Below are 19,899 nucleotides of genomic sequence, written 5' to 3'. Positions count from 1 at the left end.
ACCGTGCGCAGCGGGATCGAAATGTGCCGTGGCGTTGAAGCTCGCGATTAGCGAGCAATCGACTTGCTGGCGATTTTGATCGGCGCCACAAGTCGGTCGGATGGCATGCGGCTCGCCGCGGCCAGAAATGCCTGTTGCATCGCATCCGCCGTCTGGAAGCGCCGCCCCGGTTTGTCCGCAGCGGCCTGGTCGATACACGCAGCCAGTTCTATCGGTACCTCAGGTCGAATACTGCGAACGGATGGCACACGAAATTCTGTTCGGGTGGCTCGAATGACTTCGTGGTGAATATTGCCCCACGGTTTGCGTCCAGTCGCGAGTTCATGCAATGTCAGGCCCAGCGAATAAATGTCGCTGCGTCCATCGCGCTGTTTACTGAATACTTCTGGTGGTAGGTAACGAGCAGTTCCGTCTTTGTTTGTCACCTCGAAACGTGACGGCTGTCCGTGCATCACGGCTAACCCGAAGTCTGCCAGGAACACATCGCCGTCGCGGTCCATCAGGATGTTGCTCGGTTTGATGTCGCGATGGATTACCCCAGCCGCATGACAGGCGGCCAACGCACTTGATAGCTGTGCGGCGATGCGAGCCAGGTGTGGCCAGTTGCCTTCGACCCACGGTAGCGCCCATTCGTCATCGAAAACACGCGAACGCTGCGACGCTGGCTTTCGTAACGGGTCTCGCAGGCGAGTCATATTCGACAGTGTGGCTCCTTCCACGATTGGCATCGCCAGGAACAGGCGTCCATCACAGCAGCCGCACTCGATCGCAGAGACAACGTGTGGGTGTTGCAGACGACGGCCGATCGCCACTTCACGCTGGAAGTCGATAAATTCAACATCGCTGTTGTTATCAACTGGCGTGATCTTCAGTGCAACTTTGCCTTGCGTGTCGTCGGCAATTGCAGAAAACACACGGCTCATGCCGCCGAAACCCAGGCGTTCGAGAAGAACATATTTGCCGATCCGTCGTTGCTGTTTTTTCGACCGTGAATTCACATCCATCGACTGGCCTCCGTTCCTGATCACAGCCATATCACGCGCTGTGTGGATATATCGAAGCCACTTCCGTATCCCGATGCCAGTCGCTGACGACGGATTCTCCGATTTTGCGGGCTAGTACTAATCTTTCACGTGTGTGGGGGGCAATGGTTTCACGCCAGCCGTTGCTTTCAATTGGCGTCAGGGTCGCGGCTGCTGGTTAGTCTACTTGTTCCGACTTGGGCAAATGTTTCGGTATGTGGCTTGGGGAATACGTGGCAAAAAGTCGGGCGCAGGGGAGTCGCATGGTTTAGGTTTTAGAGTTGAATAATCTCGAAATGCCCACCTATGACTCTTCACTACAACAACCTGCGAAAGAAAACGCGTCTGCTGCTGGACGAAGCACTCAGCGCGGTACGGAGCGGGTTACGTGACGATCCGACGGAAGCAATGCACCTGCCGCAGTTGGTGCAGCTCGAGCAACGCATTCTTATGAGTGCTTCGCCAGCGGCCGTGGTGGCGGAACCGGTGGATGTTGTTGACGCGCAGGAAGGTGATGCTCCGGCGGCTGAAGAAGTCGCAGTGGCTGGTCCTCACTCACACAGCGAAGACGCGCAGCAAAGCGAAGAAACTGCTCCGCACGACACGGCCGCTCAACACAGCGTGGAAGCTCAACACAGTGTGGAGTTGGTGGTCATCGATCCGTCGGCCAACGATCACGAACAGCTCGTGGCCGACCTGACGTCGCAAATGGACCGTAACTTCGAGATTCTTGTTCTGGATCCTCGCCGCGACGGAATTAGCCAGATCACGGACGCTTTGGGTGAGCGAAGCGGAGTGTCCGCCATCCATCTGGTGTCACACGGTGAAGACGGCGAAATACTCCTCGGCACCAGCGTACTAAGCCAAAAGAATATCTCCCGTCACGCGGCAGAACTGGTCACATGGCAGCATTCATTGACCGAAGGAGCGGACCTGCTGATTTATGGCTGCGATCTGGCTGCGTCAGATAAGGGGATCGCTCTGACGGAATCCCTGAACACGCTGTTGGGGACCGACGTCGCAGCCAGTGATGACGACACGGGCCACGCCAAATACGGTGGCGACTGGGATCTGGAATATGCGATCGGCGAAATCGAAACGTCAGTCGCCTTTACTGCCGATCTCCAGGCGAACTGGGAAGGCAAACTGGCGACGATCACCGTTGATACGACTGACGATACCATCGATGGCGGTGATGGCGTTACTTCGCTGCGAGAAGCGATCTTGCAGGCCAATTCGGGCAGCGGTGGTGACACGATTCTGCTGGGCAACGGCACCTACACATTGTCGCTTGGTTCAGCGGGCGACGACAACGGCAACGAGGGAGACCTGGACATCCTGGAGAGTGTCACTGTAATCGGCGGTGGTGCTGGATCGACCATCATTGACGGCAATGCCTTCGACCGGGTCTTTCACGTGCAGAATAATTCGACTGTTGTCACTATATCCGGGGTCACCATTCAAAACGGGATTGCATCAAACAACGGGGCAGGAATCTTTGTCGACGACTCAAGCACTCTAAACCTGACGGATTCCGCCGTCATAAATAACAACGGCCAGTCTGGCGACGGCGGAGCGATCCACGTTCATGGAACCCTGAATCTTGATCGAGTTCTGATTGCCGGCAACTCAGCGGACAAAGGGGCGGGGATTTACTTTCACGGTGCAGACGGAGGTGCCGTGATCAATGTTACGATCGGCAACAACACGGCAGCTTCGGAAGGCGGCGGCATTTGGACGGACAAAGAGATCACCATTGTCAACTCCACGATCGCTTATAACGTTGCCCCCGACGGTGGAGGCATTTTCGATAAGGACGGTGGCGAAGTCACGATCACTAATACCATTGTGCACAGTCCGACATCGCAGAATGTAAACAGGGCGCTTAATTCCGGTGGGTTCAACATAGACAGTGATGGCAGTGCCGGACTTGCAGGGACCGGGGATCAGATTGGCGTTGATCCGCTGATCCGTTCGACTTTGACGTCGAATGGCGGGCAGACCTCAGCTTACATGCTTCAAACTGGCAGCACAGCGATCAACAATGGAACCACAACCGGTGCGCCCACCGTTGATCAACGTGGGGTCACGCGTGATGCGAATCCGGACATCGGTGCTTTTGAAGTCGTCGCGGGGACCACGCGGTCATCAGCAGCGGAAGATCGAGGCAGTCAAAATGCGATTGCGGTGGCGGCTGACGGCAGTTACGTGAAGACCTGGTCAGGCCTCGGACATGATGGCAGCGGCTGGGGCGTGTTCGCTCAGCGTTTTGACGCAGGCGGTAATGCGACGACCGACGAAATCCTGGTCAACCAAATCATGGCCGACGACCAGAAATGGGCCAGAGTCGCGTCCGATGACGCGGGCAATTTTATCGTCACGTGGACCAGTCTGAACCAGGACGGCACGGCAGCTAGTGTGTACTTCCGTCGCTTCGCCGCGAACGGAACAGCACTCTCAAACGAGATACGAGCCAACTCGGCAAATACGGGAACCCAAAAAGATTCCGTCATTGCAATGAGTGGTGCGACGGGCGAATTCGTTATCGCGTGGGAAGGTGATGGTCCGCTGAATAGCGATGTGTTCCATCGGCGATTCAACGCAGACGGCACCGCCAAAGATGTTGCGGACGTGACAACCGCTGCAACGGACGGTGGGGCTCAGACCAATGCGGCTGTGGCCATGAACGACGCCGGACAATTCGTGATTGCGCACGAACGCAGCGGCAGCACTTATGTGAGGCACTTCGATGCTGATGGTTTAGCGACACACAATGACGTGATGCTTGGCAGTGCCCTCTCTAATGACACAAGGCCGGCAGTGGCAATGGATGCTTCCGGCAATTCTGTGGTGACATATCGATCAAGTGGAATTGCCGGTGTTAACGCAGGTGTCTGGGCCGCTAAATTCGATCACGATGGCAACAATATTACAGGGGGCATCGAGTACGTGAATGTCAGCGCCGGGGCTGGCATCGATCACACGTCCCCGTCAATCGCCATGGATGATGCGGGCAACTTTGCGATCGTGTTTGAAGGGACAGACAATGGAGATGGGGATGGCAGCGCCGTGTTCATTCGCCGCTTTGATCCCTCTCAAGCGGCCCTACAGGCTCGACAGATCGTTAACGTGAATGTGAACGGCAATCAACAGGATACATCGGTCGCGATGCGGAACATCGACGATATCCTGGTTTTGTGGAGTGGCGACGGGCCGGTGGAAAGCACTGGCCCTGTTGTTCACCAACTGCGATACGACCTGGCCGTCACAGCTAGTGATGACACCTATTCAACCATGGAAGACGTGTCGCTAAACATCTCCGCTGCCGGAGTCCTGTTGAACGATGCTCAGGGGCCCGCAGCGACGGCTGGCAATACATTGGGGTACACAGCTGCGACCGACAACGATGGGGACAATGTTTGGAGTAGCGGTACCGGAACCAACGGTTATGACTGGGACTTCAGTGGTGGTGGCGTTACCTACACAACTTCCCCAACGACATCACTCAGCAATATTCAGGCGGCATGGGTCTTCGATGGCACGGGCGGCGGAACAACAGCGGCCTATGCCGATATCGCCGGAAACCCCACCGACGATCCGGCCAGTTTTGAGATCTGGTTCAACCCGACCGATGCCATCGGGCAGGAAATCATTTTCGAAACAGGTGGAAACGGACAGGGGACGTCCTTGTCGCTGAATGGGGCCACGCTGGAATTACTGGTTCAGAAAGGCAGCACGACGGCTCTGGCAACATACGACCTGGCAACTGAGATTGCCGCGGACGAATTCATTCAGGTGATGGCAGTTATCGACAATGCGTCGGCTGTGCCAGACGTCTATCTGTATGTGAATGGGCACCTCGTCGATTCCGTTATGGATGTCGCTGGACTGACTTCTTGGGCAAATGCGGACGCCAGCGGACTGGGGGCGGTGAATGGTGAGACAGCGACGTCGAATACCTCAAACTTTCAGGGCGAAATCGCAGCCGTTCGGTTGTACGAATCGGCATTGCCGTCCGGCAGCATCCATACCAATTACGAATCTACTGCAACTGCTGCAGCAAGCACGTTGACCGCATCAAACCTGGACACATCTGCCACAATTGGCGACGTCACCCTGAACGGCAATGGGTCGTTTACTTACACACCGCAAAGTGGCTTTACGGGAGTTGACACGTTTAGCTACACCGCCACAAACGGCGGCAACTCTGATACGGCAACAGTCTCAATTACCGTCACCGGCTTAAACAACAATGCACCGGTGATCACCGGCGGTCAGACCTTCAACGTGAGCGAAGTGGCGTCAAATGGCACATCGCTGGGAACGGCGGCGGCCACGGATGCTGATGCCGGAACCACGTTTAGCAACTGGACGATCACTGGTGGTAATGTGGACGGCATTTTCGCGATCAACAGCAGCACGGGCGAGATTACCGTTGCCGATAACAGCAACCTCGATTTCGAAACGACGACCAGCTACACGCTGAGTCTGACCGTATCCGACGGGGCCAATACGTCGTCGTCGCAGACAGTGGCGATTACCGTGACGGATGTGAACGACAGCACACCGGTGATCACAGGCGGCCAGACTTTCAGTGTGAGTGAAGCGGCAGGCAATGGCGCATCATTGGGTATGGTGGCCGTTACGGATGCTGATGCCGGAACCACCTTCAGCAGTTGGACGATCACCAGCGGCAATGCGGACGGAATATTTGCGATCAATAGCAGTACGGGCGCAATCACTGTCGCGGACAACAGCAACCTCGACTTCGAAACGACGACCAGCTACACATTAAGCCTGACCGTATCCGACGGAAGCAACACGTCGTCGTCGCAGACAGTCGCGATTACCGTAACAGATGTGAACGACAGTGCGCCGGTGATCCCGAGCGGTCAGACTTTCAGCGTGAGCGAAGCGGCGGTGACCGGTGCGTCGCTGGGGACTGTGGTCGCGAGTGATGCTGATGCCGGCACCACCTTCAGCAGCTGGACAATCACAGGCGGCAACGCGGACGGCATCTTCGGGATCAACAGCAACACAGGCGAAATCACCATCGCCGATGATAGCAACCTCGATTTCGAAACGACGACCAGTTACACGCTGAGCCTGACAGTCTCGGATGGAACGAATTCATCATCCAGCCAGACCGTTGCAATTGGCATCACGGCCGCCAATGACAACACGCCGGCGATCACGGGCGGTCAGACCTTCAGCGTGAGTGAATCGGCGTTGAATGGGACTTCGCTGGGAACGGTGGCGGCTACGGATGCTGATGCCGGCACCACCTTCAGCAATTGGACAATCACAGGCGGCAACACAGACAACATTTTCTCGATCAATAGCAGCACGGGTGAGATCACTGTCGCGGACAACAGCAACCTCGACTTCGAAACGACGACCAGTTACACGCTAAGCCTTTCCGTATCCGACGGGGCCAATACGTCGACTGTGCAAACGGTGGGCATTGGGGTTACGGCTGCCAACGATAGTGCTCCGGTGATTACGGCTGGCCACACTTTTAGTGTTAGTGAAGCTGCGCCCGATGGCACGTCGCTGGGTACGGTTACGGCGACTGACCCAGATGCCGGAACCACCTTTAGCGGTTGGACGATCACGGGCGGCAATACGGCCGGCATTTTCGCGATCGACAGCAGCACGGGCGAAATCACCGTCGCGGACAACAGCAATCTCGACTTCGAATCGGCGGCGACCTACACACTGAGCCTGACCGTATCCGACGGAATCAATACGTCGTCGTCGCAGACAGTGGCGATTACAGTAACAGACGTGAACGACAGTGCGCCGGTAATCGCGGACGGTCAGTCCTTTAGCGTGAGTGAAGCCGCGGCCAATGGTGCGTCACTCGGCACCGCCGTTGCCACGGACCGTGAAGCCGGAACTACCTTCAGCGGTTGGACGATTACCGGCGGAAACACGGACGGTATTTTCGGGATCAACAGCAGCACGGGTGAGATTACCGTCACGGACAACAGCAACCTCGACTTCGAAACGACGACCAGCTACACGCTAAGCCTGACCGTATCCGACGGAACCAATACGTCATCCACGCAGACGATCTTTATTGGGGTGACTAACCAGAATGAAACGCCGGTTGCTCAGGATGACAGCTATTCGGTCACCGAAGGCAACTCATTGAATGCGTCCGCATTGCTGGGCGTGATCAACAACGACAGCGACGTCGATGGCAACCCGCTGGCCGTCACTTTGATCAGCAGCCCGGCGTTCGCATCCGCGTTCACACTAAACGCGGATGGATCATTCAGCTACACGCACAACGGCAGCGAGACCACGAATGATTCATTTACGTACCAGATTTCGGACGGCTTCGGAGGCATTGCGACCGCAACGGTAACACTGTCGGTTTCGCCGGCCAACGACGAACCCACCGTGTCCGCGATTGCCGATGCATCAACGACGGAAGATGCTCCGCTGGGGCCGATTAACTTTACCGTTGGCGACAACGACTCGGCAGTAAATAGCCTGATTGTCACTGCATCATCGAATGACCAGAGCGTCATCGCCGACGCGGACATCACCATAACCGGAACCGGGGCGAACCGCAGTGTTAGCTTGTCGCCCGTCACCAACGCCGTGGGGACCGCCACGATTACCATTTCTGTATCAGATGGAAGTTCAATCACCACGACCAACTTTGATGTCACGGTGACTCCGGTCAACGACGCGCCGACGATTGCTTCCATTCCGGACATTGTCACCACTGAAGATACGTTGACCGCATCTGCCAACTTCACGGTTAGCGACATCGATACATCTGATTCCGCTTTAAATGTCACTGCGACGTCCAGCAACCAGAGCCTGATTTCAGATTCCAACATCGTCGTCAGAAACAGCGGAGGAACTCGGCAGGTTCAGTTTGCGCCGCAGGCGAATGCTTTCGGTGGGCCAGCTACGATCACGGTCACGGTTTCAGACGGAATCGCTTCGGCTTCTACCACTTTTGATGTGACAGTTCTTCCCGTCAATGATGTGCCCGTGTTTTCGTCACCGGTGAATCATCGCTACGACCTGGGCACCGGTGAATCAGTCCTCGTGTCCTCTCCCGGATTGCTGGCGGGGGTCACTGATGTCGAAGGTGACGCGCTCACAGTCGTACTTGATACGATGCCGAGTCAGGGAACGCTGACGGTTCAGGCCGACGGATCGTTTACGTACCAGGCCAATACTGAATTCACCGGTTCAGACTCGTTTCGGTTCTACGTCTCTGACGGCAGTGGCAACAGCACTGCCCGAACTGTAATTGTGCAGGCCCCGGTCACGGTACCTGCTCCATCCACCGACACCGGTACGATGCCACAGGACGGAGCGTCACAGCCCACGGCGGGCGATGAAACCAATTCCGGTGATGACGCGAATGCGTCTGACGGATCAGAATCACCAGATGGCACAACGCCAACGGCGACCGCGCCGAACTTCACTGATGACGATGACAATGACGAAGTCCCGCAGGTTGTGGTGGGCGAGGACGACGACACAGATGCATTTGCTGCATTTCAGGCGACGCTGGCGGGAGAAACTCAATACGAGTTTGGCTTTGACCTGACGGTCGCAGTGGCTGCGGAAGGCTCGGATCGCGTTGAAAACTCGGCGCTGAAGTCGTTGGAACAGCAAGCTCGAGAACTATGGCTGCTTAACGGCGGTGACCCGAAGGGCCTGGTCACGTCGGTTGACACTCAGCTGTTTGGGTACGAACGCTTTGCCGAACTGCGAGGCACTGTGCACCACGTGACCGGTTTTGAAGACAAACTGGATTCTGAATACACCTTTAACGACATCACAACCAGCACGGTGGCGGTCGCGGGGACATCGATTGTGATCGGTTCTGTCCTGACTGCAATGCGCACCGGGATGCTGGCCCTGGGGCTGTTAAGTCAGTTGCCAGTCTGGACATGGTTTGACCCGCTGTTGGTCATGGACGGCGTTGGCGGCGGCGAGGAAGGCGACTCGCTGCAGGATATCGTCGACCGTCAAAATGCCGGCGACAAAAAGAAGAACGAATAGCCGGCCACGAGCCTGAAAATAACAATGCCAAACCTCAAGTTAAAACTCCCTGCCATGTTCCGCTTCACCGCCGCCACGCGAATCACGCTTGGCCTGGTGTGCTCGATGCTGGGCATTTTGATGGCCGCCAACTATCTGAAGCTCATCCCCGATGAAGAACGGATCGTGACCGCGAATCGCGTTCAAATTGTGGAATCGCTGGCTTTCAGCAGTGCGCCGATTATTGAAGCAGGGCAACTGCAAAAGCTGCAGGGCGTGATGGAACTTCTGGTCAACCGACACAAACAGCTTCTGTCCGCCGGAGTCCGCACGAATGACGGTCAGCTAATCCTCCAGGCCGGGCCGCACAATGAAACCTGGCCCGCTGATTTTGGCGAACATTCAACTGAACGATTTATGCACGTGACCCTGTCTGCTCAGCGACAGGACAACTGGGGCCGTATCGAAGTCGCGTTCGAACCACTGCGTCCGGCGGGGCGATTCGGGCAGTTCCAGTCGCGCATGACTACGTTGCTTGTGTTCTGCGGTCCCGTCGCGTTCTTTTCGTTCCGCTGGTTTCTGACCATGGTCCTCAAGAACCTGGACCCATCGCACGCCATCCCGCGGCGCGTGCGAGAAGCCCTGGACATTCTGTCGGAAGGTCTAATGATTGTCGGGCTGAACGATCGCGTCCTGCTGGCCAACAGCGCGATGGAAAAGTTGACCGGGCATGACACCGACAAACTGATCGGAGAGAAAGCGTCCGCACTGAATTTTCGACTCATCGAAAATGACGGCGACGAAGGCAGCATGCCGTGGGCGAACACGCTGGCGACGCAGGAATCCGTTTCCAACGTCATGATGCAATTGTGCAACGACGGCGGTGGTCCGGCGCGGATTCTGCGAGTCAACTGTTCTCCGCTTGCGGGCAACAACGGCGAAAACCGCGGCGTCATGGTGACATTCGACGAGGTCACCGTGCTTGAGAAAAATAAGATCGAACTGCGCGAAGCCAAGGACGAAGCCGAAGCGGCCAACGAAGCCAAGAGTAGTTTTCTGGCGAACATGAGCCATGAAATTCGTAACCCGATGAACGCCATCGTGGGCTTCACCGACATTTTGCGCCGCGGCATGGAAGACGATGAAGTTACTCGGCGAGAATACCTCAACACGATCCACGCCAGCGGGACTCACCTTGTTGGTCTGATCAACGACATTCTGGACTTGTCCAAGATCGAATCCGGCCGCATGGAACTGGAAATTCGTCCGTGCAATCCGTGGGAACTGATGACCGAAGTTGTCAGCGTGATGAAGATGAAAGCTGTCGAGCAGGGCATCACACTGGATCACGTGATCGAAGGTCAGATTCCATCGACCATCGAATCTGATCCCACGCGGCTGCGTCAGGTTTTGATGAACCTGGTTGGCAACGCGGTCAAGTTCACGGAAACCGGCGGTGTGCGTCTGGTGGCCGACACCGTTGTCGAAGCCGGTCAGCCTCGCGTGCGGTTTCGAGTGACCGATACCGGTGTGGGGATGACCAGCGAACAGTGTGGGAAGATCTTTCAGGAATTTGTGCAGGCCGACAGTTCGGTTACTCGACGATTTGGTGGCACCGGTCTGGGGCTGGCCATCAGCAAACGCTTAACGGAGGCGTTGGGCGGGAACATCGCCGTCGAAAGTCAGCCGGGCGTAGGCAGCACGTTCTCGTTTACCGTTTCGCCGGGTGAGCTTGCTGACGTTGTCTTGATCGATCATGAAACCGCCGTTCAGCAGACTGCACGATTGAACCAACCTGGTCAGCAGTCGGGGCTGACCATTCGCTTTCAGCCGTCGCGAGTGCTCGTTACCGACGACACGCCTGCCAACCGTCAGCTGGTTAGCCTCGTGCTGACGAAATCCGGGCTGATCGTCGACCAGGCGGAAAACGGTTTGCAAGCCGTCGAAAAGGCGAGCGGCGGAGACTTCGACCTGCTGCTGATGGACATGCAGATGCCGGTGATGGACGGTTTTACGGCCACCAGAAAACTGCGCGCCGCCGGTATCGAGGCGCCAATTATGGCGCTTACGGCCAACGTGATGCAGTCGGACCGCGATCGCTGTACTGAGGCTGGTTGTTCGGGGTTTTTGACCAAACCTATCGACATCGACAAGCTGTTAGCCACGCTGGCCGAGATTCTACCGCTCGACGAAACGCCAATAGAGGAAGATAGTCCTTCGTTGCTAAGCACTGATGAACCGAGCACCCACTCGCTGTGTGCTGTGGAGCCGATTGCGGAAGTGACGCCTATCGACGAAATGCTTGCCGAGTTACCAGAAGCCACTGCTTCACCGTCGGCACACTTCAGCGACCGTGACGAAGAATATCAGCCGGAGCGACCTGCAGCTGCGTTGCCGCCTGTTGAATCGACGCTTCCACTTGAGATCCCTGAGTTCTTCGAAATCGTTGTGCAGTTCGTGCAGTCATTGCCTCAGACGTTGGGGCAGATTTCTGACGCCATCGAACAGGAGGACTTCACCAGGATTCTGGATCTGTCGCACAAGCTGAAGGGTACGGGCGGCACGGTCGGCTTCCCTGCGTTCACCGGCCCGGCTCAACGCCTGCACCAGCTTGCCGCCGACAAAGTGACGACCGGTATGTCGGAGGAGCTGTTGGAAATCACAAAGATCGCGTCGCAGATCCACGTTCGCGGGCTCACAGAGTGCCCCGTCTGACTGCGTCCGCAATCCTCATTGCAACGTCCGTCGTTACAACACCGTCACGATGTTGGATACGCGTTGAATCGCTGAGCAGCTTTCTTCGTACGGCGTCGTGGTCAGGATGGCGGCGAACTGCTGACTCGCCGGATCCATCCACATCGTGGTTCCGGTGGCTCCCCAATGACCAAAGGCAGTGGGCGAAAGGAAATCGCCAAACGAAGCCGAATGTCCGGGCCAGTTTTGCCGCCAACCAAGCCCCCACGCTCGCGCCGCGCCGACGAAGTCTGCCTGCGCCGCCAATTCGCCGGTCTGATTTGCCATCGCTGCCTGCACGACGGCGTTCGGCAGAATGCGTTCTCCCGCGTCGCTGAAACCTCCGCTTAGCATCATGGCGGCGTACCGTCCCAGATCGCCGGCGGAAGAAATCATGCCGCCCCACGGTGCTCCCAGAGTGCGCCAATAGCGGCTGTTCCAGCCCCAGTCGTTGCCACTTTCAACAGCGTCCTCGCCGGTGTCGGGCTCTGCCTGCCACGCGGGAAGGATGGACGGCAGCACCGTTGGTAGTAGTTCGTCCGCTCGATTTTCCGGGACGCCCAGCCATGTATCCTGCATTCGTAAAGGACCAAAGAACTCTCGCCGCAGAATTTCTGGCAGCGGCAATCCGGTTGCCTTTTCAACGATCGCTCCCAACAGCAAAAACCCGACACTCGAATATCGGCAGTCCGTTGCCGTCGAAAAATCGAGTGGCACGTCGGCTGCGTGTCGCAGAAAGTCGTCAAGCGGCGCATGACAGGGGGATTGCACGTTAAGTCATTTGCCGAACAGGACTTTCGCGAGGTATGTCTCATCCCAGGCAGCATTGAGTCTTTTGTTTTTGATCCCCACCTTGGCTGTGGATTCGTTTTTCAGAAGACTCAACGCCGTGCGGCGAAGGATGCTGAAGTTCATGTCTGCGTGGCCTTTACGGATCCTCGATTGATCTTCCTGGAAAGTGACGTCCAGTTGCCAATGCAAATTGTTCTCGACACCCCAATGGCTCCGCACAGCTTCGGCGAAACGACGGCCGGAGACATAACGGCTTAAAATGTAATAGCGGATGCCGATGCACATTTTGCCGTCGCGGAGAGTGTTGTTGATCGCGATCCCGATCGCCTTCAGGTTCTTCCAGCGATGTGCGTCCGGAAGATCCTCCGGCGCACGACAGATCAGATACTGTCGCAAATCTTCGCGGCCGCCGGTGTTTTCTTTCGTTTCAAATCGTCGCACCGGACAGCGTGCAAAGTCATCTTCCAAATGGTCGGCGAAGAACGCGACAAGACCTGCGTGTAGCGTGGGCTGATTGCCTTTCGCGGCAAGACAATAGTCCGCCTCTGCGTCGACAATCTTCGACGCGATTTCCGTTTGGCAACCCATGGCGTCAATCGTCACTAAAGCACCGGAAACCTCGATCAATTCCAGCAGTTTGGGAATCGCCGTAATCTCATTACTCTTCGCATCGACGACGACTTGCCCGAGACTGATATGATTGGCTGTGGCCCATGCACTGACCATGTGGATGGCCGACTTGCCACTGGCTTTGTCATAGCTGCGACGGAGTGTCTTACCATCGATCGCGATGATTTGTCCGTCACTGATTTTCTGCAGAGAAGTGATCCAATTCAGTAAGCACTTTTCAAATTCTGCAGGACGAATCAGAGCGAGGATGGCGTTGAAACGATCGTGCGACGGAATCCCTGCGGACAGATCGAGATACTTCGCAAACCAATCTCGTTTCGTTCTGCCAAACTTCGCAATCGCGACAAAATCATCCGCGCCACTGATCACAGCACAGACTGCAATGAACAGAATATTTTGAAGCGGATAGACCGGCTCACCGCGCCTTGGATCCGTAACATCAGAGAAATGATCGACAAAACTGGTGGACAAAGGCATGGCAGGAATCCTTTCGCGGCTCAAACATTTCAGCACACATAGCAGCGTGAAACATCACACTGACACTGAAGGTTGCCATCTATACCATCTTATCCAATGTCGCGCAATCCGCCTACGGCGCATGAGCGGCCCGCAGTTCCGTATTGGCGGGAAGCATGTCCGGAAAGCCGGAAGTATGAGTCAACAGGTGCCGAACTTTAATGCGTCGAAAGGCGGCTTTCCGAAACATTGGCAACAGTGAATCGATGCGATCCACCAGACTGAACTCACCTTCCGCCGCCAGCATTAACGCGGCCATCGCCACGATCGGTTTGGTAATCGACGCGATCAGATACCGGCGGTTGCCGGCAGAGGCGTCCGTTTCTGATGACGCTGAACTTGTTTTGGCCGAGTACTGAACACCAATCTGATCCGCCGCGCCGCCGTAGCAGACGTCCAGTTGCTGAATGTTGGACGATTCAGCGACGTGCTGAATTCGTTCGGCGATGAGTGACGGGGTGGCGGGCATTGGTAATTGTATTTAGTAAGCGTTGTCAGGGAGCGTTCGTTTGGCGATGAGCACAATGCGGCAGGCGTGCTGGGATTTTGCAGCTGCGCAGAATTCACGAACGCGATTCTTCCTTCGCAACATTTTTCCGTCAACCGACAATGCTATTGTGATCCGCCACAGCCGGTGAATAGCGAACTGGACTCGTCGCGGCGTTTGCAAAACTTGAACCCCACCGGGCGACTCACTTTACTTTGATTGGCGATTGCCCCACATTGAACGGCTGATTGCTTTAAATATTTCAGGAATAAACATGAACGCTATTGCCGTTTGGTCTCTACTCGCTGGTGCGTCGTTCTTCCAGCCGAATGTCAGCTTCGAAAAACAGGTTCTGACCGAACGCTACTATTGCGACGGTATCACGTCCGGCGACATCAATTCCGACGGACATCCGGATATCGCCGCCGGGCCGTTCTGGTATGAAGGCCCGGAGTTCAAAGTCGCTCACGAAATCTATGAACCCGTCGCGCTGCCGATGGCCGACAGTCCCAGCAACGCGATGTTTACCTTCGTTCACGACTTTAACAGCGACGGAAAGCCGGATGTTCTGGTCCTTGGCCGAGTTCACAAACACGAAGCGAAGTGGTACGAAAATCCAGGCGAGTCTGATGAGCTTTGGAAGTCTCACTTCGTGTTTGAACGCGTTCGCGGTGAGTCGCCGGAACTGGTTGATCTCAACGGCGATGGCGTGCCTCAGTTAATTTGTCACTGGGACGGCCGCTGGGGCTACATCCAGCCTAATCCTGCGGAGCCGTACGAACCGTGGAAGTTCACTCCGGTTGGCGAAAACGAGGATTGGCCGCAGTTCTATCATGGGCAGGGCGTCGGCGATGTGGATGGTGACGGTCGGCTGGACATGATCGTCAACGATGGCTGGTACCGTCAGCCGGAAAAATCGCAGGCTGGTAACTGGCCGTTCACGCGAGGCAAATTTTCGCTCGAAGTCGGCGGAGCTCAAATGTTCGTCGACGACGTAGATGCGGACGGCGACAACGATGTGATCTCCGCCGTTGACGCGCACGGTTGGGGATTGGCCTGGTACGAAAACCAGCGTCCGTCTGGCGAGTTCCCGTTTGTTCAGCACCTAATGATGCATGACCGATCGCGAGAAAAGGAATTCGGCGCGGCATTCAGCCAGCCACATGCTCTGGCTCACGCAGACATCGATGGCGACGGACTGAAAGACGTCATCGTCGGAAAACGCATGTGGGCTCATGGACCAAAGGGCGACGTCGAACCCAACGCGGCTCAGGTGGTCTACTGGTTTCAGCTTCAACGCGATAAAGACGGTGGCGTAAAATTCGTGCCACACTTAATCGACAGCAAATCCGGCGTTGGAGTGCAGATTACTGCGGCCGATGTAAACAACGACGGGCGGGTCGATGTGCTGACCGCGTCGAAGCTGGGCTGCTTCGTGTTTTTGAATCGCGAACCGGCCAGCGACGCACGTTAATCTGTAACCACCGTTTCGATACGCACTGGCGGCTGCAAAATCGGCTTCTGTGGCTATTCTATGCTGGGAATCAGCTCGTGCCTTTGCGAACATCTCTGTGCCGGCCCGCCGCGTCGTTGTGATAACCGAAGAATATTGCACTGTTGATGTCCCGCCTGTTCGACTTCCTGATCGCACGACCTAAGTCGACACTGTTGGCGGTGACAACGTTCACATTGCTGATCGGCCTGGGTGCGCTGCGACTTCGAATCGATTTTTCGCCGCAGCAGGTGTACATCGGTGAGGACAACTCAGTCGAATTCAGCGAAGCACACAAGAAGATGTTTCGCTTTGAAGACAGCATCGTGCTGGTCGTGCTGGAAGCTGTCGATGAGCAGTCGCTGCTAAGAGAAGATTGCCTGCGCTGGATGAAAGATCTGGCCGACGGAGTGCGCGACCTTGAAGGCGTGCGCGTCGTCACTTCGCTGGCAACTCTGGAACGCCCGCGCATCAACATACGTGGTAACGATCGAGTGACATGGTCACATTTGTTAAGCGAAGAACTGTATTCTGACCGCGACTACCTGCTCGATCGTGTTGAACGTCTTCCGTTGTTGAACGATACGCTGATCAGTTCTGACAATCAGATGATGATGACGCTTATCGACCTCGACCCGGCCGCTCGTTCGATCACGGCCGTGACAGAGCGAGTCAACGCGATCACCGATGTGATCGCGCGGCTGCCAACTCCGGCGAACACAGACACATTTGTATCCGGCGTGCCCGCGATTCGAGTGGATGTGATCAACAGCATCATTCGCGATCAGACACAAATGGTCCCGCTGTGCAGTGCACTGTTTCTGGTTGTGTCGTTCATCATTTTTCGCAGTTTCAAGGTGACGCTGCTGTGCCTCGTCGCCGCACTCACGTCTGTCGTGATGACGATGGGGCTGATGGGCTGGTTCGGCATCATGTTTTCTGTGATGAGCAACATGATTCCCGCGCTGCTGCTGATTATCGGCGCGGCGAACAACGTGCACGTGCTTAGCCGGTTTCAGGTGGAAGTGCGGCAGTCCGGAAACGACTACGCGACCTGTGCCAAAACGACGATGATGGAAATGAGCAGGACCTGTTTGCTGACGCTGGCCACCACGGGGATCGGTTTCGGCAGCCTGCTGGTCGCTCGATCCGAACTGCTTCAATCGCTGGCCGTGCAGGCGGCCGCTGGCATGGCCTGCTGTTATTTCGGTCTGATGTTCGTGCTCCCACAGACACTCATTCTCTGCGGCTCGGCCCTCGCTCGCCGTGCAGACAATAACCATAAAAAGTCGTCGCCTGCAGCAGATTCGACAGTCCCGGCAACAACCGAAAACGTCCGTCTCAAGACATCTCGACTGGACACGATGTGGAAAACTTTCGGCACGATGATTGGTCGGTACTCGGTGGCTATCGTGGCCTTTCATCTGCTGCTTGCCGGGTGGACGGTCTGGAGTGCTCGGAACATTCCCGTCAATTCTTATATGTTTGAAACCTATGATGGTGACCATCCCACGATGGAAGCCGTTCGGAAAATCGACGAACACATGTCCGGCTTGATCTCGCTGGAAATCCAGTTGCAGGCCGACACGCGCGAAGAACTCTTTCAACCGGAAGTCGCATTGGCACTGGCGAAAGTTCGTGAGGCGATCGGACTGGACGAGCGAGTTACCTTCTATCGCGATTACATTGAGTTCCTGTCGTCCTTTGATCGCGGCCGCACGTTGGAAGGTGATTCTGAGGCGATCGGTGCGTCCCTAAAACGTATCCAACTGGCTCTGCGCCAAATCGGTGACCCCGAAGTGACGTCTTCGTTTCTTGCTCGCGAAGAACCGGCCGCGCGAGTGATGATGAGAATTCATGACGTTGGCAGTGCGGGTATGAAAGCTCTGATCGCTGATGTTGATGTGATTCTGAAAAAGGAGTTACCACAAAATATCTCCTTTGCCATCACGGGCGACGCCTACCTGCACGCCTTTTGCATGGACGCCTTCGTACGCGATTTATTTACGTCGTTGGTGACGGCTTCGGGCGTTATCTTTTTGCTGATCACTCTGCTGTTTCGTTCGCTACGGATTGGCCTGATCGCTGCTGTGCCGAACATGTTTCCGCTGGTGATGACACTCGGCTACCTGCACCTGCGAGGTTACGAACTCACGGCGGGCAACGTTTTGGTCTTTGCAATTAGCCTCGGGATTGCTGTGGACGACACGATCCATTTTCTGGCTCGCTTCCGCGACGAGCGCCGCAATGCCGAACCACTGGAAGCCGTGCGAAACACGCTTCATACCAGTGGTCGAGCAATCGTGCTGACAAGCGTGCTGGTTGTCAGCGGTTTAAGTGTTCTGATCTTCTCAGACTTTGTCCCGACTCGCCGCTTTGCAGAGTTAACCGCCATCACGATGTGCTCCGCCCTGCCCGGCGATGTCATCCTTCTGCCCGCGCTGTTGAACCTGTTTGCCGGACGCGGCCGCCGTCAGGTGCAGACAGAGACGCCCACGGATTTGGGCGAGCCGCAAGGCGACAACTAGCGCAGCAACGGTGTGAACCAGGCTGCGTTGCTCTTAAAACAGCGCAAATCGCCGAGTGAACAGGCAATCCGTGCAGCATACAGCACGTGAAACCTTGCTTTGCGGACTGGGCACGAAATTTGCGTGTTACATGTAGAGGAGCGGTAAACGCGTTCTTTTGATTTGGTGCGAGCGGCAGAGTTCATCCGCCTTTCGAGTGGGCCAACCGGCGGGCAAGCGACTGTTTGCACCAATATCGGAGTTGTCGCGGATGCCCGCAAATCCGCCAGTAACTACTTACGTGGCGCGTTTTTTCAGCTTAGTATGGACGCGTTGATCGTCCCGGTCTGTTGTTATTATTGATTTTCCGAGAGGAGAAAATGTTGATGAATCGAACGAAATCAAGAAGCGGTCGGCCCGCTCCTGCCCCACGTGGCGGGTTCACCCTAATCGAGCTTTTGGTTGTGATTGCGATTATTGCGATCCTCATTTCGCTGTTGCTGCCTGCCGTGCAACAGGCTCGCGAAGCGGCCCGCCGGACGCAGTGCAAGAACAACCTCAAGCAAATCGGCTTAGCTCTTCACAACCACCACGATACTTACAATCACTTCCCACCGGCGAAAGTCGCATTTGAAGATAGCCCGAGCCCAGCCAAGCTTGATTCCTGGGATCTTTCGATTACGAAACAGAATTCATCGATAAGTGCTCACGCACTGCTGCTGCCCTACATGGAGCAGGGTAACCTTTACGAGAAGATCACATCATGGAAGGGCTATGACGTCCTGCCGAACCCAGATCCACAAAACCGTCGTCAAAACTGGTGGGACGTTGATTGGGATGATGCTCAAATCACGTTTCCGATGTACCTGTGTCCGTCTGACCCAGGCATCGCGAACTCCGGACAACTGCCAGGATTGCACTCGTGGTGCACCGACGCGGATGGTAGCGGCGGCGGTTGTGGCTCAGGTAGCAGCGGAACCTGGGGGTCATCGTTCTGGTTTGGGGATGTTCCTGAAATAGGCCAGACGAACTACCTGCCGATGGGCGGCCCAATCGGTGGCCACCTCGATAACAGTTTCTCTCGCTACAAAGGTCTGTTCGGAAGCGGCACGAAGTCAAGATTTCGAGATATCACGGACGGGTCAAGCAACACCATCGCGTTTACCGAAGTCACGGGCGGTCCAGATTACAGCTTCTGGTGGATTGATAACGGAGCGTTTCCAACTGGCTGGGGATTTGGCGATGATTACAATCAGCTGGACAGCCCTCATACAGGTGGAGTCCAGGTTTTGATGGGCGACGGATCAGTTCGCTTCCTTTCAGAAAACATCGACGATACCTGGATCAACGGTGTGTTGCACAGCTTATCATCTATGGGCGAAGGGAATGTAGTGGGCGAATTTTAGTGCTCGGTGTTTCCTGCAGTATGACCGACTGATCGCTTCCAATGTGTAAAGCGGGCGACCAGTCGTCTGCAGACCTTGAGTGGTCGCTGCCTGATTTTTTCTGTCGCAAAGTCTTATCACGGAATCCAAAATGCGAGTTGTACGATTTGCCTTGCTGGCCATTTTATTTGCGAGTTGCGTACCTGGTTGCGGACAGGGCAATGATCCCGTTATCCCCGAGAATCCGTCAACTGAACCTCCCGTGGCACCGTCGCGCGATGGACTGCCTGCTGCTGGTGGCAGACCGAAAGAGTGA

9 protein-coding genes are annotated in these 19,899 nt (G+C 56.0%); 5 read left to right on the top strand and 4 right to left on the bottom strand.

Features of this window, described 5'->3' with window-relative positions:
* Window positions 1-47: 47 nt before the first annotated feature.
* The gene (locus Fuma_RS17875) at window positions 48-1,004 is read right to left on the bottom strand and encodes a serine/threonine protein kinase (RefSeq protein ID WP_158521050.1); all 957 of its coding nucleotides are present in this window, start codon (window positions 1,002-1,004) and stop codon (window positions 48-50) included.
* Between the two features lie 324 nt (window positions 1,005-1,328).
* Between Fuma_RS17875 and Fuma_RS17870 the strand changes: the two genes are divergently transcribed.
* Together Fuma_RS17870 and Fuma_RS17865 are read left to right on the top strand one after the other, a co-directional pair.
* Window positions 1,329-9,062 (top strand): cadherin domain-containing protein, encoded by a 7,734-nt coding sequence (locus Fuma_RS17870; protein WP_077025325.1) that lies wholly within the window; start codon window positions 1,329-1,331, stop codon window positions 9,060-9,062.
* A gap of 24 nt (window positions 9,063-9,086) precedes the next feature.
* Window positions 9,087-11,756 carry a PAS domain-containing hybrid sensor histidine kinase/response regulator gene (locus Fuma_RS17865; RefSeq protein ID WP_083732135.1) on the top strand — a complete coding sequence of 890 codons (2,670 nt, stop codon included), beginning with the start codon at window positions 9,087-9,089 and terminating at the stop codon, window positions 11,754-11,756.
* Window positions 11,757-11,789: 33 nt separating this feature from the next.
* Here the strand turns inward: Fuma_RS17865 and Fuma_RS17860 are convergent, their stop codons facing one another.
* From Fuma_RS17860 to Fuma_RS17850, 3 genes are all read right to left on the bottom strand, one after another.
* Complete coding sequence (locus tag Fuma_RS17860; RefSeq protein WP_077025323.1) at window positions 11,790-12,545, bottom strand: serine hydrolase domain-containing protein; 756 nt, start codon at window positions 12,543-12,545, stop codon at window positions 11,790-11,792.
* Window positions 12,546-12,551: 6 nt separating this feature from the next.
* Window positions 12,552-13,673, bottom strand: coding sequence for an ISAs1 family transposase (locus Fuma_RS17855; RefSeq protein WP_077022466.1), 1,122 nt, complete (start codon window positions 13,671-13,673; stop codon window positions 12,552-12,554).
* A 112-nt stretch (window positions 13,674-13,785) separates the two neighbouring features.
* Window positions 13,786-14,181 (bottom strand): serine hydrolase domain-containing protein, encoded by a 396-nt coding sequence (locus Fuma_RS17850; protein WP_077025322.1) that lies wholly within the window; start codon window positions 14,179-14,181, stop codon window positions 13,786-13,788.
* A 292-nt stretch (window positions 14,182-14,473) separates the two neighbouring features.
* Here Fuma_RS17850 and Fuma_RS17845 point away from each other — a divergent pair, with 292 nt between their 5' ends.
* From Fuma_RS17845 to Fuma_RS17835, 3 genes are all read left to right on the top strand, one after another.
* Window positions 14,474-15,673 (top strand): FG-GAP repeat domain-containing protein, encoded by a 1,200-nt coding sequence (locus Fuma_RS17845; RefSeq protein WP_077025321.1) that lies wholly within the window; start codon window positions 14,474-14,476, stop codon window positions 15,671-15,673.
* A gap of 146 nt (window positions 15,674-15,819) precedes the next feature.
* Window positions 15,820-18,219 carry an efflux RND transporter permease subunit gene (locus Fuma_RS17840; RefSeq protein WP_077025320.1) on the top strand — a complete coding sequence of 800 codons (2,400 nt, stop codon included), beginning with the start codon at window positions 15,820-15,822 and terminating at the stop codon, window positions 18,217-18,219.
* 365 nt (window positions 18,220-18,584) lie between these two features.
* The gene (locus Fuma_RS17835) at window positions 18,585-19,604 is read left to right on the top strand and encodes a DUF1559 domain-containing protein (protein WP_077025319.1); all 1,020 of its coding nucleotides are present in this window, start codon (window positions 18,585-18,587) and stop codon (window positions 19,602-19,604) included.
* Window positions 19,605-19,899: the final 295 nt, after the last annotated feature.

It is taken from the genome of Fuerstiella marisgermanici, from assembly GCF_001983935.1.
Classification (GTDB): Bacteria; Planctomycetota; Planctomycetia; order Planctomycetales; family Planctomycetaceae; genus Fuerstiella; species Fuerstiella marisgermanici.
Note: the sequence above shows the minus strand (reverse complement) of the source record. Positions and strands in the feature narration are given on the sequence as shown.